The organism is Propioniciclava soli, assembly GCF_014858005.1.
GTDB classification, from domain to species: Bacteria; Actinomycetota; Actinomycetes; order Propionibacteriales; family Propionibacteriaceae; genus Propioniciclava; species Propioniciclava soli.
The window spans coordinates 60,528-81,186 of record NZ_JACYOT010000006.1 but is presented as its reverse complement, the minus strand read 5'-3'; the positions used below and the strand labels follow the sequence as shown (position 1 = coordinate 81,186).

Sequence of the window (20,659 nt, the reverse complement as noted above, 5' to 3'; positions counted from 1 at the left end):
CTCACGCATAAGGTCAGCATCCGATGTATGGTCAGTGTGTGCTGACTCTTGCTTCCCGGTTGGACGTGATGAATCGGTTGGGCCGGGCGATGGCCGATCCGACCCGTTCGCGGATTCTGCTCCAGTTGCTGGAGGCGCCGGGGTACCCGGTTCGGTTGTCGGAGTCACTGGGCCTGACCCGCACCAATGTGTCGAACCATCTGGCCTGCCTGCGCGGCTGCGGATTGGTGGTGGCAACGCCCGAGGGCCGGCAGACGCGGTACGAGATCGCTGACCCGCATCTGACGCGAGCGCTGGAGTTGCTGGTGGAGGCGGTGGTCGCCTACGACGACGGCGTGTCCTGTGTGAATGAGGACTGTGACGTGCCGTTGTGCTGTGGCCCGGGTGCTGGCAGGACGGGAGAGGCCCGGTGAGCAGGGAGTGCTGCGGCGAGGACGCTCCACGTGGGGACGGCTCCTTGCCGATGAGTCTGCTGCGGGAACCTGGAACAAACCAACCCGGACCCGCCGGAGACCTGAGAGTTGCGGCGCACACACCGGGCGGCGCGTGCTGCGAGCCGGCTTCCAATGGTCGCGGCGAGCGCGACGAGGACACTGAGGGGGTGCGGCCACCGTGGTGGCGGGATCCCGCTTTGCTGCCGTCGCTGGTCTCTGGGGTGTTTCTGCTTGCCGGTTATGGTCTGGCATGGGCCGGGCTCGACCTGGCCGCTGGAGGGCTTCAGGCCGTTGCCCTGGCGGCTGGGGCCTACACCTTCGTGCCGGGCGCTCTCCGGCGGCTGGCTCGCGGCCGACTCGGCGTAGGCCTGCTCATGACGATCGCGGCGGTCGGGGCGGTTCTTCTGGGACATGTCGGGGAGGCGGCTGCGCTGGCCTTCTTGTTCTCGTTGGCCGAGGCTCTTGAGGACCGGGCGATGGATCGTGCGAAGGACGGTCTGCGGGGGCTGCTGGCGCTGATTCCGCAGACCGTTCGTATCTCGCGGCTGGGCGGAGACGTGACGGTCCCGGCCGCGGAGGTGCAGGTGCTGGACATCCTGGTGGTCGGCGCTGGTGAGCGGGTTGCGACCGATGGGGTCGTGGTGATGGGCCGATCGAGCATCGACACATCGGCAGTGACTGGAGAGTCGATCCCGGTGGAGGTGGGTCCGGGCGATGAGGTGCCGGCGGGGTCGGTGAACGGCTCGGCGACCCTGCAGGTCGAGGCCACCGCGGATGGCCGGGATAACTCGCTGACTCAGATCGTGGCGCTGGTCGAGCAGGCCCACGCCCGCAAGGGGGAACGGGCGCGTTTGTCGGATCGGATCGCCCGCCCGCTGGTGCCCGTGGTGCTGGTCGTGGCGGTCCTGGTGGTTGTCTTCGGGTTCATCGTCGGTGATCCATGGACCTGGACCGAACGAGCTCTGGTGGTGCTGGTCGCGGCGTCACCGTGCGCTTTAGCCATCGCGGTGCCGGTGACCGTGATCAGCGCAATCGGCGCGGCGTCGAAGTTCGGTGTCGTGATCAAGTCGGGCGAAGCGTTCGAACAATTGGGGACCATTCGCACGATCGCGCTGGACAAGACCGGCACCCTGACCCGGAACGACCCCGCGGTGGTGGACGTACGAACCTCGCCTGGCATCTCGCGGGGGGACTTGTTGTCGCTGGCTGGGGCTTTGGAGGCATCCAGCGCCCACCCGTTGGCGGCGGCGATCGCCGCGACCGTATCGGGCGCGCCCGCGGCATCCGGGGTGGTCGAAGAAGCCGGCTGCGGCATCACCGGTCAGGTCGGAGATGCCCGGGTCAGGGTCGGTAACGTTCGATGGATCGACCCCGCAGGGCTTTCGCCAGATGCTGATGCAATGGCGGGCGAGGGCATGACGGTCGTCGTGGTCGAAGCCGACGGTCAGATAGCCGGGCTGATCGGCATTCGTGACGAACTGCGACCTGAGTCCGCAGAAACGGTACGTCTGCTGCGCGCCCAGGGCATTGACACGATCATGCTGACCGGCGACAACGCCAGCACCGCGAACGCGCTGGCCCGGCAGGCCGGGATCACCAACGTGAGGGCCGAGCAACTTCCGGCCGACAAGGCCCTGGCCATCAGGGAACTTACCGGTGGCAGCCCCACGGCGATGGTGGGCGACGGCATCAATGACGCCCCAGCGCTAGCGACCGCGACGGTGGGCATCGCCATGGGCGCCAAAGGAGCAGCCGCCGCGATCGACTCAGCGGACGTGGCGTTCACCGGTCACGACCTGCGGCTCATACCCGCCGCGCTGGCTCACGCGCGCCGGGGACGGCGGATCATGACGGTGAACATTGGCCTCGCGCTGGCGATCATCGTGCTGTTGTTCCCGCTGGCGCTGTTCGGCATCGTCGGACTGGCTGGGATTGTCCTGGTCCACGAGGTGGCCGAGGTCGTGGTGATCCTCAACGGCATCCGCGCCGCCCAACGACCGGCCGCTTTGAGCAATGCCAGGTCTGCGGAACAACCCAGTGCCGTGCTGGCCAGCACCCACTAGCGGTCAGCATGACCATCACCACGACCAGTCCGCCTGCGGACGGCATCAGCCAGCCCGCGCAGCCGGCGCGGCCTGCGCTGCCGCTGGGGTGGGCCATTGTGACCTCGGCTTTGGCTGGCGTGGGGCTGGACGCTGCATTCCCCGAACTCGGCTGGTGGCCGATCGCCTTCGTCAGCGTCACCCTGGCCCTGCTCGCGCTCGCCGGCCGGAAGTCGGGCGGAGCCTTTCTGGTCGCTCTGGTCTACGGCGGTGCCTTCTTCGTGGCGCACCTGAGTTGGGCGGGACGGTTTCTGGGTCCGCTGCCGTGGCTCGGTCTGGCCGGCTTGCAGGCACTGTTGTTCGCCGCGGGAGCAATACCGATCGCGTTGGCCTACCGGTGGTCCACGCGGACGCTGCGCGGCAAGTGGGGTCAGCTAGTGATCGTCCCGCTTCTGGTCGGAGGGTTGTGGACACTGCGCGAGTCCATCATGGGCAGCTGGCCCTACGGCGGGTTCCCCTGGGCTCGTCTGGGGATGAGCCAGGCCGGCAGCCCGTTCGCCGAAGCTGTCTCGTGGGTAGGTGTGACCGGCTTGTCGTTCCTGATAGCAGCCGTCTGTGCAGGGATCGCGCAGTGGTGGCGGATCGGTCGCCGGCGTGACTGGCGGGGCCTGGTCATGCCTGCCGCGGTGACCGCCTTGCTGCTCGTGACACCGCAGTTCCCCACCACCCCGGCTGGTGAGGTGACCGTGGGCTGGGTGCAGGGCAACGGGCCGGCCGGCTACTTCGACGCCGCGGCCCCTGGTGCGATGCTCACCGCACAGACCGCCGCGACCATGCCGCTGATCGGCCAACCGATGGATGTGCTGGTCTGGCCCGAAGGAGGGGTCGACAGTGACCCACTCAACAACCTGGGGACCAGCAGGGCACTCGATGAGCTGTCCCACCAGGTCTCGGCGCCCTTGCTGGTGAACGCTGCAACCCGCCGCGGGGAGAACACCTACAACACCTCCCTGCTCTGGCCGCCTACCGGCGGCGAAGTCCAGCTGTTCGACAAGGCGAATCCGGTGCCGTTCGGCGAGTATGTGCCCGACCGCTGGTTCTACCAGCGCATCGCTCCGGACCTGATCGGCCTGATCGGACGCGAGTACACTCCCGGCACCAACTCCCCGTATGTCAGCCTGAACGGGGTCGGGGTGGGATTGGCCATCTGCTTCGACGTCATCTTTGACGACGTCATCTGGCAGGGCGCCCAGGACGGGGCTCAGCTGTACCTGCTTCAGTCCAACAACGGCGACTTCCGCGGCACCGACGAGAACCTGCAACAGGCCGCCCTCGCCCGGATGCGCGCAATCGAGACCGGTCGCGGCGTCGTGAACGTCTCCACGACCGGCACCAGCCAGGCCTTCGCCCCCGACGGCACAATCCTCGACGAACTCCCCACCGACACCATCGGCGCTCGGGTCACCACCATCCCACTACGCACCGGACTGACCCCGGCTGTCTCCCTCGGCCCGTGGATCGCCGGTCTCCTGGCCGCGACCAGCCTGCTCGGCCTCCTGCTGCTCAGGTTCGCAGCTCGGCGCTAGGCCTGCCGCGCGTCCCCGTCCTCGATCCAGTCAACCCGGCTACCTGAGGCCGCGAAGGCTGTGCCCAACGCCTGGGACGAATCTGCCGACTCTAGCGGCGTAGTCGCGGTAGGCGTCGCCGTGAACGGCGAGTAGGTAGGGTTCCTCGACCGCCCGGACTTGTACCTGAATGGCGGCGAGCAGCACGACGGTCGCCGCCGTCGCCGCGATCGTCGGGGCCAGCAGGAACAACCCGACGCTTGACACAGCCATCCCGGAGAACACCGGGTTGCGCACCATCGCAAAGGTCCCATCGGTCACCATCTCGGTGTGCTCCTCCGGGTCGACGCCAACCCGCCAGGAAGCGCCCATCTCCCGCTGCGCCCGCAGCAACGTCTTCATCCCGAGCAGTGCAAGGACCAGCCCGATCCCTTCCACGATCGTGCCGCCGGGGATGGTCAGGCGTCCGATGCCGACGATCTGCGTCACCGGGCCTGCCAGTCCGAGCAGCAGCGCGACCGCGAACAGCAACTTCCCCCACCATCGGGCGGAGCCCGCCGCACCTGCTTTGAGTCGGAACCCCGTATCTCCGTTGCGGCGCAGGTGCACCACCGCTCGAAAGCCGAAGGCCAGACCGAGACCGATCAGGTACAAGGCCAGCGCGATCCAGCCGTTCAGGGCCGTCACTCCACTCGCCCGTCCAACTCGGTCTGGGTGCGGCCGGCGAGTTCCTGCCGTGGAGCAGCCGATCCTGCACGTCCGGCCGGACGGTCTTCGTGGGTGATGCCGTGGTGGTCGCGGTTGTGGTCGAACCGCAGCAGTCGCAGGGCGTTGAGGACGACGAGGATGGTCGAGCCTTCGTGGATGAACACGATCGGACCCATCGCTAGCCCGAGCAGGCTGGCCGGCACGAGGAACGCGACGATGGCGAGGGCTGCGATGAGGTTCTGCCGGATGAGCCGGGAGGTTGCTCGACCGAGTCGCACCATGAACGGTACCCGTCCGAGGTCGTCGGCCATCAGAGCGATGTCGGCGGTCTCCAGGGCGACCGCCGACCCGGCAGCGCCCATCGCGATGCCCAGGCTCGCGCTGGCCATCGCGGGGGCATCGTTCACACCGTCGCCCACCATCGCCGTGGTGCGACCGCCTTCGGTGAGGTTGCGGATCGCGACCACTTTGTCCTCGGGCAACAACTCACCCATGGCCCGGTCGATCCCGACTGAGCGGCCCACGGCGTCGGCGACCGCCTGGTTGTCCCCGGAGATGAGGACCAGTTCCCCGATGCCGGACTCGCGCAGGACGTCGAGCGTCTGGCGGGCCTCGGCCTTCGGCGCGTCCATCACACCGATCACGCCGAGCACCCGGACACCATGGGTGACCACCATCGTGGTACGGCCCTCGTCCTGGAGTTGTTCGACCGAGGCTTCGACCTCGACCGGCAGCTCATGGCCGGCCCCGGCCATCATCCGGACGCTGCCCACCAGCACGATCTCGCCGTCCACCATCGCGCGGATACCGCGACCGGTGACGGCTTCAAGGTCAGTCGCCACGCGGCGCGCGTTCGCTCCGACCAGATCGGTGAGGTCGCGGACGATGGCGGTCGCCAACGGGTGGTCGCTCAACGTCTCGGTAGCCAGGGCGATCGCAGCGAGTTCGTCGGCCGACACGCCTTGTGCTGGGATGGTGTCGGTTACCGTGGGGTGTCCCCAGGTGAGGGTGCCGGTCTTGTCGAAGGCCATGGCGTCGACCTTGCCGAGAGTCTCCAGCGGGGCACCGCCCTTGACCAGGACGCCGGCGCGGCCAGCACGAGCGATCCCCGCCAGCACAGCTGCTGGGGTTGCGATCGCCAAGGCGCAGGGGCTGGCCGCGACCAGGACCAGCATCGCCCGGTAGAAGCTGTCACCGAACGGCTCGGCAGACCAGATCATCCCGACCGCCAACACCACGACCACGGCCAGGATGACCGCGGGCACATAGAACCGCTGGAACCGGTTGATGAACCGCTGGGTGGGCGATTGGGCTGTGTCAGCCTCGGTGACGAGCTTCACCACCCGCGCCAATGTGGTGTCGGCGGCCGCTGCGGTCACCACCATGTCGAACGCGCCGGGGCCGTTCACCGTCCCGGCGAAGACCCGCGAGCCACTGGAGATCGCGTCGGGATTGGCCAGGGCCTTGGCGACGTCGGGCACTGCAGCCTTCTCCACCGGGATCGACTCCCCGGTCACCGCGGACTGGTCGATCGCCGTGCTGCCGACGCTGACGAAACCATCCGCAGGTACCCGCGAGTTCGGTCGCACGACCGCGACATCGCCCACCTGAAGCTCTTCCACCGGACGCTCAACAAGCTCGTCCGGGCCGACGCGGAGCGTGGCCGTGCGGGGTGCGAGCTCGCCCAGCGCCTTGATCGAGCGCGTCGCGCGGGCCATCGCGTACTCCTCCAGGGCGTGTCCGAGGCTGAACAGGAACAACAGCACGGCACCCTCGGAGAGCCTGCCGACCGCTGCTGCACCGGCGGCGGCCACGATCATCAGGAAGTCCACTTCGAACCGGCCCCGGCGGATCGAGCCCCACGCCCCCCGCACGGTGAAGAAGCCCCCACAGAAGTAGGTCGCAAGATACAGGCCCAGCACCAGCGGTTCCGGGGCACCAAAGCCGAACTCAGCGATCAGCCCCGCGATGTAGGTCACGCCGGAGGCGATAGCGAAGTACAGCTCCCACCTGCCCTGTCCGTGGGAGTCGTCTTCGTGATCTTCATGCGCAGCACTCATGATCTATATATATCATGATGTAATGATGCATTGCCACAGATCGCTCGGAATCTGGTTGGATCAATCCAGGCCGCGTTCCGGAAGGGGGGTGGTGGTTCATGAGGTTGAATGCCAGCGAAGCCGAGCGCATCGCGGAGGTGATGGGCGGCCTGGCGACGCCGGCGCGCGTCCTGATCCTCGCTCGCCTGTTGGACTCCCCGGCCACCGTCAGTGAGCTCGTCACAGAACTGGCGATGTCGCAAGCCTCGGTCTCCAACCACCTGCGCATCCTGCGCCACCTAAACCTCGCCGCCGGCGACCGGCAGGGACGCAACGTCCTCTATCGCCTGCAGGACGACCACGTTCGAGCGATGGTCGAACAGATCCTGAACCATGCCAGTCACGACTAGAACCCTGAATGGAATCTGAGAAACTCTTAGGCTAGTCTTACCGCCGTCGAGAGGGGACGGGGTGGCTGCCAGCGAGGTTCGCGCGAAGCGATTGCCGGGAACGGCAAGGATTATCGCTCTGGCAGCTGCCGTCCTCATCGGCGCCAGCGGGTCGCTGGACCAGGGACACACGGCTCATGCCGCTGATGCGCCGTTGCCCCCCGCCTCGGCGGCAGCCGTCGCCGCTGAGCGGGCGCCCACCTTCGAGGACCTGCTGGAGAACCGCAGCAAACAACTCCAGGCAACCGCCGCTCAGGTCGACCAGGTGCGGTTCCAGTCTCTCCTCGCCAAACACGAGAAACGCGAGCGCAAAGTCGCCTCCGACATCGAGGCAGAACTCACCCGGTTGAAGGACCTCAGCAGGTTCACCTGGCCCACCAAGGGTGGCGTGGCCTCGGGATTCGGGATGCGCAAGCACCCCATCCTCGGCTCCATGCGCCTGCACAACGGCGCGGATATCGGAGGCGCGTGCGGGAACCCCATCTACGCCACTCAGTCCGGAACCGTGACCAGGGCCAACTTCAGCCGCAGCGCCGGCAACAACGTCCGGATCGACCACGGTCGTATCAAGGGCAAGAACGTCGAGACCTCCTACCTCCACATGAGCAAGTACGCCGTCAGCGCAGGCCAGAGTGTCACCAAGGGCGACGTGATCGGCTACGTCGGAACCACCGGGCTGTCCACCGCCTGCCACCTCCACCTAGCCCTCTACGAGAACGGCAAGGGTGCCGACCCTGTGCCCTACCTCGTGAAGGACTGAGCGGTGGCCATCTCCCAAGCTCGGACTTCTCCGACCACCAGTGCCGGCATCCAACCACCCCGCGACACCGGAACCTCACGTCGAGCACTGCTGGGCGGTGGATTCGCACTCGCCGGCAGCTGGCTTCTCACCGGATGCGTACCCGCGGCGAGCGACCCTGCGATTCCCGGTGGCTCGCGGTGGCCACGTGGATCGCTCACCGATCAACCCATCGTCCAGAAGACGCTGCGGGCAGCGCCTTCGATCATCGACCTCGGCGGCACGTTGGCCGAGGCCTGGGCCTACAACGACACCCTTCCCGGGATCGACCTTCGAGCCAACCCGGGCGATCTGCTGCGCCTCAACCTGGACAACCAACTCCCCAGCCCCACCACGATCCACTGGCACGGAATGCCCATTCCGAACGACGTCGATGGCGTCCCGGGACTCACGCAGAACCCGATCCAGCCAGGGCAACAGCATCTCTACGAGTTCACCGCACCCCAGCCCGGCACTTACTTCTTCCACTCGCACGTCGGAGTCCAACTGGACCGCGGCCTCTACGGGCCACTGATCGTTGATGATCCCGTAGAGCCGGGCCGTTACGACGCCGAATGGACCGTAGTCCTGGATGACTGGCTGGTCGTCGACGGTCAAACCCCTGAGGACATGTTCCGGCGCCTGAACGCCCGCCGCCCCTCGACCACCGGCACCCAGGCCGTTCAGCTGTCCTCCCGCAACGAGCCGTTCTTCGGCGACGCTGGCGACATCCCCTATCCGCTCTACCTGATCAATGGAGCAGTACCGACAGCGCCCGTAACCCACCAGGGCCGCCCCGGCGACCGTGTCCGGCTCCGCGTGATCAACGCCGCCTCGGACACGATCTTCGCCCTCGCCCTCGGCGGACATCGCCTGACCGTCACCCACACCGACGGCCACCCGGTCAAGCCGCACACCACCTCCGCGCTCTATCTCGGCATGGGCGAACGATACGACCTCCTGGTCACCCTCGGTGACGGCGTCTTCCCTCTCGTGGCCAAGCCATGGAACAAGCCCGGCCACGGCCTCGCGCTGGTACGCACCGGGTCCGGGAGCCCACCGGAACCACCGGTCCAGCTGGCCGAGTTCACAGGCCAACTCACTCAGGGGCTCGACCTGTACCCGGAGGAGTCGTCGTTGCTCCCGACCCGGCCGATCGATGCGCGCGCGACCATCGAGCTGGGCGGGCAGGCCAACCCCTACCGGTGGGTCATCAACGGTGCGCCCTTCGGCCAGAATCAACCCCTTGAAGTGGTCGACAACGACCGCCTCCTGCTCGAGGTCGTCAACACCACCACACGCGCACACCCGGTGCACCTGCATGGCCACACCTTCGCGCTGGACAACGGACTGAGGAAAGACACCCTCCTGGTTCCCCCATCCAGCACCACCGCCGTGCACCTGGATGCCACCAACCCGGGAACATGGGCACTCCACTGCCAAAACGAGTACCACACCAAAGCCGGCATGATGCTCACCATGCGCTACAAGGGCCGCTGACCCGCTCGCCGATTGCCTCCGCCAGGCCGTGTCGCCCAACTACACTGGGCGTGTCCGGACGAGGAGCGCTGATGAGGAACCGTCACCACAGCCTCTGGAGCGCTGCGCTGATGACGGTGCTGGGCGGGATCGGCCTGGCTAGCGCGGCCGGCAGTCTGGACGTGAGCGACAAGACCTGTTCCCCGCAGCTTCCGCTGCTCGCCTCCGTGGGCGTCCACCTGGACCTGTTCGCACAGGCTCGAAGCTGCCCCGAACACAGCTATCTCCCCGGCAGCAACTTCGACACCACGGTACGGCTGTGGGTGCTGGTCTCGACCTCAACCCTGGCCGCCGGCATCGTCGGCGTGCTGCTGGCGCTGGGCGCAGGACTATGGGTACGCCGCACCCTGCGGTCGGCGCGCGACTGGCTGCACCGAAGGTTCCCGACGCCGTCATTCACCAGGCCAGTCGTGGCCAAGCCTGTACTTGCGGCCGCCACCCCGCGGCCTTTCCACTCTTTCGAGCACTATCAGCCATCGCAACGTCGCGGGCCACCAGTTTCGTTCTGCTGACTAGCCCTCTTCGTTCGCCGCGCCCAGCCGGATCGCGGCACCGCTTCCGCACGCGGTTCATGCCTCCGACGCCGTGGGCGTGACGAACGAGCCATCCCGATGGCGAACTCAGCGGGCAACCCAGGTTCGCACACGACGGACTCGATGGTGTCCTTCGGCCCGCTCCGCAGTTCACCGTCCGCTGCAAATCGCGGGAGCCGTCACCATCGCTACGCAGTCATCAGGAGACTGACATGAGCAAGGATCAATCGACTCACCCAAGCGCTGGTGACGCCCGAGCGGCGCCGCGAGCCCCCATCAGGCTGAGGACCAGGACGATCGTGATGCTCCTCATCGGGGTCGCATTCATCGCTCTGTGGGTCTACCTCGGACTCCAGTTGACCCGTCCGGTACCGACGCCGGCACATTCAACGATCTCGGCAGTTCACTCCAGGTGAGCGAGATCCAGGCAGTGATCCCGAGAGGGATAGCCGACTTCGTGCGAACAGTGGCGAGTGACCATGGCGGTGAAACGGCCTCGCACACTGTCGTCTCTGAGTTGGCCCACCAGGGCCAGCGCCGACCGCAGCCCGATCGGGCGCGCGCACGGCTCTACGCCTGCGCCGGAGTTGTCGTGAAGATACACCCCTTTGGGGCCGATACAGCACTCCTACGACGCCGGCTGCAGGTCATCACCCAACCCGGAGCAAGCCGCTTCTGGGTTCAGCCACTGCACGGCATTCCGATACTCGCGCCCGACGGACAACTCACCACGATCTGGCCACGAGTAGCCGTGCTGGCTCCCGACCACCGGCCACCGTGGACGCAGTTGGGAACCCTGCTTGCTGAGCTGCATCGCACCCGTCCCGCTGGGTCGTCATTCCCGCAGGCGGGCGTGCTTGCCCGGCTTGGCCGGGCGATTGACTATCTGCGCCGCCGTCCCTACGACGACCTGATCTGGCTGGTCGAACTCGGCGAGAACCTTGCCAGCCGGCTACGCCGGCCACAACGCACCGCGATGATCCACGGCGACCTCCACCTGGGTCAACTGGGCCGCCCCTCGCCGGCGGGCGACTGGTACCTGCTCGACCCCGACGACACGGGCGTCGGCGACCCGGCCTGGGACCTTGCGCGCCCAGCCGCGTTCTGGGCGGCAGGGTTGCTCCCTGACGAGCCCTGGACGATCCTCCTCAATGCCTATCGAGCCGCTGGCGGTCCCGCCGTGCCGCCAGCCGGCGACCCCTGGACCGACCTCGACCCACCGGCTCGCGCCGCGACCCTGATCGCGGCCGCTCGCTCTCTCCGCTCCGGCGAGTCCCCAGCCACGACCCGCGCACTGCTACAGGCGTGCCGCCGGATGCAGGACAGTTGACAGCCCCAGCAGAAACCACAGGTGCCGGCGGTTCACCGTGCCACGCCGACATCCGAGTCAGCGTCAGCGACCCGCCTCACTCCGACGCCCGGGTGCATCCGCACAAGCCACAACGGCGAGCGGGCCGGACGGCCCGCGACCGAGGCTGTCCTCGTGGTTGGCGAGCACCGCCCGCGTCGCCACCAGTCGATGAACGCAGGTCCGCGAGACTAGCTGGAAAAGAACAACCCCGCCAGGCCGCCTTTGCGATACCGACGATCACCGTGCTTGCCCCAAGCGGGGCCATAGCCGGGCGGTGGCGGTGCCTGGCTGACGAACCGGCCCTCCATCTGCGTGAGGTGCTCAAGTTCACCGAAGTCGAGGAAGAGCCCTCGACAACTTCCGCACTGCTCCAGCTGGATTCCGTTGCGCTCATAAGTTCGCATCGCGCCGTGACACTTCGGGCACACAATCGCCGCCCGCGGGGGTTCCTGCCCCGGATAGGGATCGTATGGACGCGGGTGGTTCGGATAGGTCATGCCACCAATCATGACGACCCGAGCCAAATCATCGGCCAGCTCATCGAGGCCGGGACGGAATGTGGAACGCGGGGTCTGGATGAAGACGAAACCGGCGTCTGGCTTGCACAAACGCCACGGAACAAGACGGGAGAGTTGTGTGACTCCTCCAACACCAAGTTGTGCATAGACACACCAGGGAGCCGTCGGAGAGGGTGGAACTCGAAGGGGAGTAGTTCCGTCCAGGCCCTCGGTTCGGACGCGGTGCGTCGACATGCTGGCGGTCATCTTGATCCGCCCGGCGTAGCACCTCATTTTGCGAGGCGAACGAGACCTTCGGCCACGGCCTTGACCTGGAGTGCCCAATGCCTGCTGCCCTGATCCGCCGCGTCCTGCTGTGTCTACTCGTTGCAGGCCCAGCCGTCGCCATCCGTGTGTTGGGAGTTGAGTTCTCAGCAGTGGCTGAGGTAGTCGTCTTCGGCGCGGCTGTGGTGGCAGCAGCGTTCCTTCTCGCCTGGGCCGCCGAAGCCGCCCAGAAGGACATCTCGGGCGCCCTCGCCATTGCCTTGCTGGCACTGATCGCAGTTCTCCCGGAGTATGCCGTAGACCTGTACTACGCCTACCGCTCCGGTTCCGATCCGTCCTACCTCCACTTCGCGGCCGCGAACATGACCGGCTCGAACCGGCTGCTACTCGGCTTCGGCTGGCCCCTCGTCGTGGTCGTCGCACTCGTCGTCGCGCGCCGCCAGGCACGCCGGGACGATGCACCCACCCCCAATGCGCTGGAGCTGCCTGTTGCCAGCCGACGAGACGTCGGCTTCCTCGCTATCCTCGGGCTCGTCGCGTTCGTGATCCCGCTCATCGGGAGCATCCCGCTGTGGTTCGGGGTCGGTCTCATCGTCGTGTTCGGCCTCCATCTATGGCGAGCCGCGCAGACCTACGACGCTGACCAGGAGGAGTTCGTAGGCGCGGCAGCGCTGATTGCCGGGCTTGACGCCCGACCGAGGCGCATTCTCGTCGTGGCGATGTTCCTCGTCTCCGGGGCGGTGATCCTGATCTCAGCCGAACCGTTCGCCGATGCACTAGTCGCCTCAGGCTCGGCGCTCGGCATCGACAGCTACTTTCTGGTTCAGTGGCTCGCCCCGCTAGCCTCGGAGGCCCCGGAGTTCATCATCGCGGTGATGTTCGCCGCCCGCGGCAAAGGTGTGGCTGCCATCGGCACGCTGATCGCATCCAAGGTCAACCAGTGGAGCCTGCTGGTCGGCTCACTGCCCGTGGCGCACTTCCTGGGCGGTGGACCCAGTTCGCTGGCTCTAGACAGCCGCCAAGTCGAGGAGTTCACCTTGACGGCCACCCAGACGCTGCTCGGGGTGGCAATCATCCTCGCGCTGCGGTTCCACTGGTGGTCCGCGATCGGGCTCGCCGCGCTCTTCGGCGTCCAGTTCCTCATCACTGACACCACCGGACGGTACGTGCTGAGCGCCATCCACCTCGCCCTCACCATCGGCTTCCTCGTCGCTCATCGACACAGCATCCTCCCCACACTCGTCGCGCCCTTCCACGAGCAGCCCGCAGTCGATCAAGACGAGCCGAAGACCGTTATGGACACCCACGCCTAGGATGACCCCGATGAAGCGCTCTCCTGCCACCCGCATGGTCGAGGACTATGTAACGCTGATCTGGAAAGCCCACGAATGGCCTGGCGGGGAGCCCTCTACAACAGACCTAGCCGCCCAACTCGGCGTGACTCCCTCGACCGTCTCGGCCAACCTAAAACGACTCGCCCGCGACGGACTCATCTCCTACGAGCCTTACGGCCCAATCGAGTTGACCGACGACGGGCGCGCAATCGCGATAGACATCGTTCGACGACACCGAATCGTGGAGACCTATCTCGTCGAGCATCTAGAGCTGTCCTGGGACCAGGTCCACGACGAGGCGAACCACCTGGAGCACGCCGTTTCCGACCTCGTACTGGACCGCATGGACGCCGCACTCGGGCACCCCACCCACGACCCCCACGGAGCCCCGATCCCCGACCCTGACGGACGGATCCCGCCCGATCACAGCCAAGCTCTCAACGAGGCCGAACCCGGCACCTCCGTGCAAGTGCTGCGCGTCTCGGATCGCTCGCCCGACATCCTCCGCTACCTCACCGGACACGGAATCTCGGTCGGTACCAGACTTACCGTCACCGACGTCAGCCCCGCGGCTGCGGCCGTCCGGGTCACCGTCGACGACACTACGATCGACCTCGGCCTCCCGGCCGCCATTGCAGTACGCGTCAGCCCCCGAACAGACCCAGAAGCACACACCCCTGGTCCCGCCTAGGTTCCGCCAATGAAGGGCCTCGGCATGGACAGCGCTCAGCCGGGGCTCACGGGAGCACACAGAGAGCACTGCACATGGCTTATCCCAGCAATCAGCCGGACCCAGACAGCAGGACGGACAAGACCTCGCCCGCGCCGCCGGTCACCTACGCTGAGCAGCTCAGCTGCCAAGCAGGACGACCCGCAGCGCTGCTCGGCATCCTCATCGCGTTCGCGTTCTACTTCACTCTCACGCCATGGATCTCGCTGGCGATCACCGCCGTCTCCCACTACGTGACAGCACCCGACGTGCCTTTCACCGACTTTCAGAGTTATGCCGCCAGCTACCAGATACCCACCGGACTCGCGGCGAACGGCATCGCCATCGCCGGGCTGCTCCTGTGCTGCTGGCTCCTGATGACCCGACTCCACCGTGCCCCGCTTGGACAACTCTCCTCGGTGGAACAACGTCTGCGCCGCGGCTATCTCGGGATATGTCTCGGGATAGCGACCATCCTCATCCTTGGCGGGAGCTTGCTGGTCGGCTACCTCCAAAGCCAGCCCTTCCAGTTCGCGCCGCAGCCGCAGTGGTGGAGCTTCCTTGTCGTCGTGGCAATCGTCACCCCGTGGCAGGCCGCAGCCGAAGAGTACCTCTTCCGCGGCTACCTACTACAGTCGATGACCAGACTCACCGCCAACCCCTGGATCGGGGCCGCCGCATCGTCACTCGTGTTTGCCTCACTCCATGGCGTCCAGAACGCCGCACTGTTCGTAGACAGACTCGCTTTCGGGCTGCTCGCCTCGACCCTCGTGATCCTCACCGGCGGTCTCGAAGCAGGCATCGCGGCTCACATCATCAACAATGTCGGCGCCTACTCCATCGCCGCAATGACCTCCAGCATCGCGCAACTCCGGGCAACGCAGGCGATCTCATGGACCGACGCCCTCACAAACATCACCATCTTCGCCGCCTTCGCCACGGCGGCGACACTCGTCATACGACTACACCGGCTACCCACGAGGATGGATAACGCGGACGCGTCATAGGCCCAACCCCTGTCAACGACTCCCAAACAGGCAACAAAGCGCGCTACCCCACACCTCTCAATCACCACCCACACCGCGGACCCCAGCACGCCGAGCGCCAACGGGCTCCTACTGCTCGCTGCCTGGCCGACCTACGAACGCAGGATCACCGCATCGGGGACACCCCCGCCGCTCACCCAGCGGAGTGATCGCGGCCGGCGGTCGCGTAGCCTCCGCTACCCAAGCGGCGAGAACGCTGACACGGCAGTCAGTGCGATCGCCGCTTGTAGAGGCAGGACCCCATTGCCAAGCGCCATCAGTTGCTGGTTCGGCGGAAGGCCATGTCGTGGATCGGAGAGCCAGGCGGTAGGGAGTCCCATGAGCCACTCCACGAACTCCGGTGCTGGACGCGGGCCATTCTCGTTCCTCAGGAGTGCGGGCGCTGGTGCGACTCGTCCGGTGATGTGCTCCCAACGAGCCACGGCGTGGGCATAGCGTCCCCAGCGGTGAAGATGTCCTCGGTCAGCGACCACAACGTCGCCGAGTCGCTGTGCCTGCTGAGCGAGCCATCCGGTCCGTGGAGCGCGAGGTCGATGATCTGGTGCGAGAGTGCGATCGTGCCCCGTCTCGCCTTCACCTTGTCCAGGGTCTCTCCACCTCGAAGCGAGTCCGACGCGAGCGGGGTTCGGAACAGCGTCTTGACGCTGGGCCAGGAGGAAGATGCGGAACCGGGGGTGAGGAGCGCCGACAAGGGAAGCAGGTAGACCGACCCATCGTGCATCCATCCGCAGGTCGGCCAAATCGCCGAGTACGGCGCCGGCTGCTCGTAGAGGTCGAGTTGCGCTGTCTCCCAGATGCCACGGGTCGGGCTCCAGAGCGCGAAGGGCTGTATCGTCGGGGGTTGCTGCGCAGGGGTTGCGCGGGGCATTGTCGTCTCCTTCGGTGATCGGTCGGATGGCTGGGGACGAGAGCAGACCGCGGACGTTTTCGACGACGACCCATTGGGGTTGCAGCACTTCGATGGCTGTGCCCATGTGCGCCCATAGACCTGAGCGGGTTCCGGGTGCGAGACCGGCGCGCTTGCCGACGGTGGACACGTCTTGGCAGGGGAAGCCGCCGATCAGAATGTCAACGGGCTCGACCTGCGACCAGCTGATCCTTGTGATGTCGCCCAGATTCGGGGCGTCGGGCCAGTGGTGGGCGAAGACCCTGGCCACGGGCTCATTGATCTCAGAGAACCAGACGGTCTCTCCGCCGAAGACATGTTCGACAGCGAGGTCGAGGCCGCCGTATCCCGAGAAGAGCGAACCGATCCTCAGCGGACTCGCGGGATCGGTCGGTGTGTCGTGCATGAATGCTCCGGCTGACGAGATGATCCCCGGCCAGAACTCGCGTGAGTCGTGTCGCCGGGCTGGTCACCTGTCAGGTGCACCACTACGTCGTGCTGACCTGTCCTCGCGGTCGCCGGCCCAGTGCCATCCAGTCCATCGACCAGCAACGTCCATTCACGACAGCCCGCACTCAGGAAGCTCCGCCACACCCTGCCTTTTCTGAGCTGACACGCCTCTTGCAGGTCGAGGGTTAAGGCTCTGTGGCAGCAGAAGTCACAGGAGGCTGGCGCTCACCTGCCCGGCAGGACCGGGAGGTGGGCATGACGGTTGCCATGCGGGTGATGTCGGCGGGCGACGGCTACAAGTACCTGCTGCGCACGGTCGTGGCCGCGGACGGTGATCGTCCTCTTTCGACGCCGTTGACGCGGTACTACATGGAGCCGGGGACGCCTCCTGGCCGCTGGCTAGGTGACGGCGTGGCCTCGCTCGGTGCGGGCGAACTGGATGTCGGGGATGTGGTGTCCGAGGCGCAGCTCCAGCTGTTGATGGGGATGGGTCGTGACCCGATCACCGGTGATCCGCTGGGCTTGGCGTTCCCTGTCTACAAGACGCCGAGGGAGCGGATCGAGGCCCGGATCGCTGACCTGGACCCAGCGCTGTCACCGGGTCGCAAAGGTGAGGTGGTCGCACAGATCGTGGCCGAGGAGACCGCGCGGGGCACTCGGCGGGCAGTAGCCGGGTTCGACTTCACCTTCTCGATTCCGAAGTCCGCGAGCGTGTTGTGGGCGGTCGCGGATGCTGGGGTGCAGGCGTTGATCGGTGAGGCGCATCATCGCGCGGTTGCGGAGGTGGTTGCGTTCATGGAACGCGAGGTTGCAGCCACCCGCACGGGCGCAACCGCCGGAGATGGCGCGGTTGCACAGGTGGATGTCACTGGCCTGATAGCGACGGCGTTTGATCACTTCGACTCCCGCGCCGGCGACCCCCACCTGCACACGCATGTGGTCATATCCAACAAGGCCAAGACGGTCCTCGACGGCAAGTGGCGCTCCCTTGACGGCAGGCCGATCCACGCCGCGGTGGTTGCGTTGTCGGAATTGCATGAGGCGGCATTTGCCGACCACATGACCCGCACCTTCGGCGTCGCCTGGGAAGCCCGCGATATGGGCCGCGACAAGAACCCAGCGTGGGCGATCACCGGCGTTCCCGAGGAACTGATCGCGGAGTTCTCGACCCGCGCCCGCGACATTGATGCCGAGACGGATCGCCTCATCGCCGACTACGTCACGGCGCATGGGCGGCGTCCGTCTCCGGCGACGATCATGAAGCTCCGTGCCCAAGCGACCCTCAGCACCCGGCCCGAGAAGGATGTCCGGTCCCTGGCGGAGTTGACCGCCGACTGGTGGACCCGCGCGACCAAGAGACTCGGGGCAGATGCGACCCTGTGGGCTCGCGGGGTCACGGACAACGACACGCCGTTGCTGCTGCGCGCCGACGACGTCCCCCTCGACGTGATCGACGAACTCGGCCATTCGGTGGTGGAGGCGGTGGGTGAGAAGCGTTCGACCTGGCGCAGGTGGAACCTGATGGCCGAGGCCTCCAGGCAGACGATGGGCTGGAGGTTCGCCACCATCCACGACCGGATAGCCATCGTCGCGATGGTCGCCGACGCCGCCGAGCACGCCTCCCTGCGATTGACACCACCCGATCTGGCCACCTCACCTGCGGCGTTTCGCCGGACGGATGGGTCCTCGGTGTTCCGGCCGAAGCACTCCACCGTGTTCTCCTCCGAGGTACTGCTTCAAGCTGAGGACCGGCTGCTCGACCGCTCCCGCACCCTCACCGGCCCGACCGTCTCGTTGGCGACGGTCGAGAAGATCACCCGCAAGCGTGATGCCGACGGCCGGCTGCTCGGTGTCGATCAGGCCGACGCCCTGATCCGGATCGCGGTGTCGGGGCGGATGCTCGATGTGTTGATCGGTCCCGCAGGCTCGGGTAAGACCACCGCGATGAACGCGCTCCGCCGAGCATGGGAGACCGAGCACGGCCCCAGCTCCGTCGTCGGTCTCGCACCGTCGGCTGTCGCCGCTCAGGTTCTCGCCGACGACCTCGGCATCGATACGGAGAACACCGCCAAGTGGTGGCAGAACCACCTTCTCCACGGCACGACCTTCCAGGCCGGTCAACTCGTCATCATCGATGAGGCCTCTCTAGCCGGCACGCTGTCCCTGGACCGCATCACCCACCTCGCCCAGAACGCGGGAGCGAAGGTGCTGCTGGTCGGCGACTACGCACAACTCCAATCGGTCGATGCCGGCGGAGCGTTCGCGATGCTCGCCGGCGACCGGAACGACACGCCCGAACTGGTCGACGTCCACCGCTTCAAGAACGCGTGGGAGAAGACCGCGTCCCTGGAGCTCCGGCACGGACGAACCCAGGTCATCGACACCTACCTCAACCACCACCGCATCCACGACGGCGACCACGAGACCATGACCGACGCCGCCTACACGGCATGGCGAGCAGACCGAGACACCGGCTTGGTGTCGGTGCTGATCGCCGAAACCCAGCAGGACGTGACCGCCCTCAACACCCGTGCCCGTGCCGATCTGATCCTCGACGGCACCCTCACCCCGAGCCGGGAAATCGAGCTGCACGACGGCACCACCGCCGGAGTCGGAGACACGATCATCACCCGCCGCAACGACCGACGACTCCGCACCACCACCGGACGCGACTGGGTACGCAACGGCGACGTCTGGACCATCACGTCCATCCGCGGCGACGGGACCATCACCATCCGCAAACCAGGCCGCCGGTTCGGCGGGACGATCGTCCTGCCCGCCGGGTACGTGGCCAAGCATGTCGATCTCGGGTACGCGGTCACCGCCTACCGCGCCCAAGGCGTCACCACCGACACCGCGCACGTCCTCGTCGAGCCGACCTCCACGAGAGAGAACCTCTACGTCTCCATGACCCGCGGCCGCCACACCAACCATGCCTACGTGATCCTCGACCACGCCGACGACCACGTGGAACCGCACCCCGGCGAGAACCCCGACGCGAGTGCACGAAGCGTCCTCTACGGTGTCCTGCAGCACACCGGCGCCGAACTGTCCGCGCACGAGACCACCGTCGCCGAGCAGAACCAGTGGGGCTCGATCGCCCAACTCGCCGCCGAGTACGAGACCTTGGCCGCCGCAGCCCAGCATGACCGCTGGGCCACCCTCATCCGTCACTCCGGACTGACCACCGATCAAGCCGAGAGCGCGATCGAGTCCGACGCGTTCGGCCCGCTCACGGCCGAACTCCGCCACGCCGAAGCCAACCACCACGATGTCGAGACGCTCCTGCCACGACTCGTCGGCGCGCGCGGGTTCAGCGATGCCGACGACATCGCCGCCGTCCTCCACTACCGCGTCGAACAAGCCACCCGACGACCCGCCCGAGCAGGCCGAGCCAGGAAGGCCCCTCGCCTCATCGCTGGCCTGATCCCGCACGCGGACGGCCCTATGGCCACCGACATGCGCGAAGCACTCGACCAACGACAGAACCTCATCGAAACCCGCGCCGACGCCGCCCTCGACATCGCCCTCAACGAAGCTGCACCGTGGACGGAAGCGCTCGGCGCGCCGCCGACCGACCGACAAAGGTACGCGGCCTGGCGACGGGCTGCTCGCACAGTTGCTGCCTACCGGGACCGCTACCAGATCACCGACGACACGCCGCTGGGATCGCCTCCCGCATCGACCGCGCAGAAGATCGACGCAGCGCGCGCTCGCGTCGCGGTCGACCGGGCCGCGAGTCTCGTCAACGCGCAACAGCAGCCCGAAGCACCGATCCGGCCCGCTGCGCCGGGCTGGGTCGGGCCCGCGCTGTAGCTCAGACCACCGTCAGCACTGACGTACCGGTCAGCTCGCACCACCCGGGTGCCTGTGCATCGGGTCGGTGTATGTCGGCGTTCCCAGCTATGCTGTCCGTGGGCGGTCTGGACTGCCCCTCTCCGAGTCTGAGTCCCCACGCGACGAAGACGCTGAGGACAACGGTTGCCGATCCAGAGAAGAAGTACCTGTTGGACC

The 20,659-nt window shown here is 66.8% G+C and carries 16 protein-coding genes and 1 pseudogene; 12 read left to right on the top strand and 5 right to left on the bottom strand.

Features of this window, described 5'->3' with window-relative positions:
* The first annotated feature begins 38 nt into the window (after nucleotides 1-38).
* The 3 genes from cmtR to lnt all read left to right on the top strand — a co-directional run bounded on the left by cmtR (nucleotide 39) and on the right by lnt (nucleotide 4,062).
* Nucleotides 39-413: a Cd(II)/Pb(II)-sensing metalloregulatory transcriptional regulator CmtR gene (cmtR, locus tag IFY26_RS07390; protein ID WP_332836163.1), complete on the top strand. Its 375-nt coding sequence runs from the start codon at nucleotides 39-41 to the stop codon at nucleotides 411-413.
* Between the two features lie 218 nt (nucleotides 414-631).
* Nucleotides 632-2,497, top strand: coding sequence for a heavy metal translocating P-type ATPase (locus IFY26_RS07385; RefSeq protein ID WP_232548357.1), 1,866 nt, complete (start codon nucleotides 632-634; stop codon nucleotides 2,495-2,497).
* A gap of 8 nt (nucleotides 2,498-2,505) precedes the next feature.
* On the top strand, nucleotides 2,506-4,062 hold the full coding sequence (lnt, locus tag IFY26_RS07380) for an apolipoprotein N-acyltransferase (RefSeq protein WP_232548356.1): 1,557 nt from the start codon (nucleotides 2,506-2,508) through the stop codon (nucleotides 4,060-4,062).
* A gap of 39 nt (nucleotides 4,063-4,101) precedes the next feature.
* Here the strand turns inward: lnt and IFY26_RS07375 are convergent, their stop codons facing one another.
* Both IFY26_RS07375 and IFY26_RS07370 read right to left on the bottom strand, forming a co-directional pair.
* Nucleotides 4,102-4,728: a methyltransferase family protein gene (locus tag IFY26_RS07375; RefSeq protein ID WP_232548355.1), complete on the bottom strand. Its 627-nt coding sequence runs from the start codon at nucleotides 4,726-4,728 to the stop codon at nucleotides 4,102-4,104.
* Nucleotides 4,725-6,809, bottom strand: a complete 2,085-nt coding sequence (locus IFY26_RS07370; protein WP_232548354.1) for a heavy metal translocating P-type ATPase — start codon at nucleotides 6,807-6,809, stop codon at nucleotides 4,725-4,727. The genes IFY26_RS07375 and IFY26_RS07370 overlap by 4 nt, the downstream gene beginning before the upstream one ends.
* Before the next feature lie 98 nt (nucleotides 6,810-6,907).
* Between IFY26_RS07370 and IFY26_RS07365 the strand changes: the two genes are divergently transcribed.
* The 5 genes from IFY26_RS07365 (at nucleotide 6,908) to IFY26_RS18140 (ending at nucleotide 11,417) form a co-directional block, all read left to right on the top strand.
* Nucleotides 6,908-7,198 (top strand): ArsR/SmtB family transcription factor, encoded by a 291-nt coding sequence (locus tag IFY26_RS07365; protein ID WP_026926296.1) that lies wholly within the window; start codon nucleotides 6,908-6,910, stop codon nucleotides 7,196-7,198.
* Between the two features lie 61 nt (nucleotides 7,199-7,259).
* Entirely contained in the window at nucleotides 7,260-7,997 is a 738-nt protein-coding gene (locus IFY26_RS18145) for a M23 family metallopeptidase (RefSeq protein WP_073186135.1), read from the top strand.
* Between the two features lie 3 nt (nucleotides 7,998-8,000).
* Entirely contained in the window at nucleotides 8,001-9,515 is a 1,515-nt protein-coding gene (locus IFY26_RS07355) for a multicopper oxidase family protein (protein WP_232548353.1), read from the top strand.
* Between the two features lie 71 nt (nucleotides 9,516-9,586).
* Complete coding sequence (locus IFY26_RS07350) at nucleotides 9,587-10,066, top strand: hypothetical protein (protein ID WP_026926298.1); 480 nt, start codon at nucleotides 9,587-9,589, stop codon at nucleotides 10,064-10,066.
* Between the two features lie 433 nt (nucleotides 10,067-10,499).
* Nucleotides 10,500-11,417: a phosphotransferase family protein gene (locus IFY26_RS18140; RefSeq protein WP_232548352.1), complete on the top strand. Its 918-nt coding sequence runs from the start codon at nucleotides 10,500-10,502 to the stop codon at nucleotides 11,415-11,417.
* A gap of 209 nt (nucleotides 11,418-11,626) precedes the next feature.
* Here the strand turns inward: IFY26_RS18140 and IFY26_RS07340 are convergent, their stop codons facing one another.
* Nucleotides 11,627-11,935: a TFIIB-type zinc ribbon-containing protein gene (locus tag IFY26_RS07340; RefSeq protein ID WP_073186152.1), complete on the bottom strand. Its 309-nt coding sequence runs from the start codon at nucleotides 11,933-11,935 to the stop codon at nucleotides 11,627-11,629.
* Between the two features lie 344 nt (nucleotides 11,936-12,279).
* On the opposite strand from IFY26_RS07340, the gene IFY26_RS07335 reads away from it, so the two are divergent.
* The 3 genes from IFY26_RS07335 to IFY26_RS07325 all read left to right on the top strand — a co-directional run bounded on the left by IFY26_RS07335 (nucleotide 12,280) and on the right by IFY26_RS07325 (nucleotide 15,270).
* The gene (locus IFY26_RS07335) at nucleotides 12,280-13,533 is read left to right on the top strand and encodes a sodium:proton exchanger (protein WP_073186132.1); all 1,254 of its coding nucleotides are present in this window, start codon (nucleotides 12,280-12,282) and stop codon (nucleotides 13,531-13,533) included.
* A gap of 10 nt (nucleotides 13,534-13,543) precedes the next feature.
* Nucleotides 13,544-14,245 (top strand): metal-dependent transcriptional regulator, encoded by a 702-nt coding sequence (locus IFY26_RS07330; protein WP_139280077.1) that lies wholly within the window; start codon nucleotides 13,544-13,546, stop codon nucleotides 14,243-14,245.
* Nucleotides 14,246-14,319: 74 nt separating this feature from the next.
* The gene (locus IFY26_RS07325) at nucleotides 14,320-15,270 is read left to right on the top strand and encodes a CPBP family intramembrane glutamic endopeptidase (RefSeq protein WP_073186130.1); all 951 of its coding nucleotides are present in this window, start codon (nucleotides 14,320-14,322) and stop codon (nucleotides 15,268-15,270) included.
* 406 nt (nucleotides 15,271-15,676) lie between these two features.
* Here IFY26_RS07325 and IFY26_RS07320 read toward each other — a convergent pair whose 3' ends face one another.
* Nucleotides 15,677-16,177 (bottom strand): hypothetical protein, encoded by a 501-nt coding sequence (locus IFY26_RS07320; RefSeq protein ID WP_226997256.1) that lies wholly within the window; start codon nucleotides 16,175-16,177, stop codon nucleotides 15,677-15,679.
* Nucleotides 16,178-16,223: 46 nt separating this feature from the next.
* Nucleotides 16,224-16,601: pseudogene (locus IFY26_RS07315) on the bottom strand (DNA cytosine methyltransferase); the annotation flags it as partial.
* Nucleotides 16,602-16,900: 299 nt separating this feature from the next.
* Here IFY26_RS07315 and mobF point away from each other — a divergent pair.
* Nucleotides 16,901-20,461, top strand: coding sequence for a MobF family relaxase (gene mobF / locus IFY26_RS07310; RefSeq protein ID WP_232548351.1), 3,561 nt, complete (start codon nucleotides 16,901-16,903; stop codon nucleotides 20,459-20,461).
* The last annotated feature ends 198 nt before the right edge of the window (nucleotides 20,462-20,659 follow it).

Excerpts from the sequence above, each read along its gene's own strand:
- IFY26_RS07320 (WP_226997256.1), bottom strand. The coding sequence starts at position 16,177 with ATGCCCCGCGCAACCCCTGCGCAGCAACCCCCGACGATACAGCCCTTC.
- IFY26_RS07340 (WP_073186152.1), bottom strand. The coding sequence starts at position 11,935 with ATGACCTATCCGAACCACCCGCGTCCATACGATCCCTATCCGGGGCAG.
- lnt (WP_232548356.1), top strand. The coding sequence starts at position 2,506 with ATGACCATCACCACGACCAGTCCGCCTGCGGACGGCATCAGCCAGCCC.
- IFY26_RS07365 (WP_026926296.1), top strand. The coding sequence starts at position 6,908 with ATGAGGTTGAATGCCAGCGAAGCCGAGCGCATCGCGGAGGTGATGGGC.
- IFY26_RS07335 (WP_073186132.1), top strand. The coding sequence starts at position 12,280 with ATGCCTGCTGCCCTGATCCGCCGCGTCCTGCTGTGTCTACTCGTTGCA.
- IFY26_RS07370 (WP_232548354.1), bottom strand. The coding sequence starts at position 6,809 with ATGAGTGCTGCGCATGAAGATCACGAAGACGACTCCCACGGACAGGGC.
- IFY26_RS07350 (WP_026926298.1), top strand. The coding sequence starts at position 9,587 with ATGAGGAACCGTCACCACAGCCTCTGGAGCGCTGCGCTGATGACGGTG.
- IFY26_RS07330 (WP_139280077.1), top strand. The coding sequence starts at position 13,544 with ATGAAGCGCTCTCCTGCCACCCGCATGGTCGAGGACTATGTAACGCTG.
- IFY26_RS07325 (WP_073186130.1), top strand. The coding sequence starts at position 14,320 with ATGGCTTATCCCAGCAATCAGCCGGACCCAGACAGCAGGACGGACAAG.
- mobF (WP_232548351.1), top strand. The coding sequence starts at position 16,901 with ATGACGGTTGCCATGCGGGTGATGTCGGCGGGCGACGGCTACAAGTAC.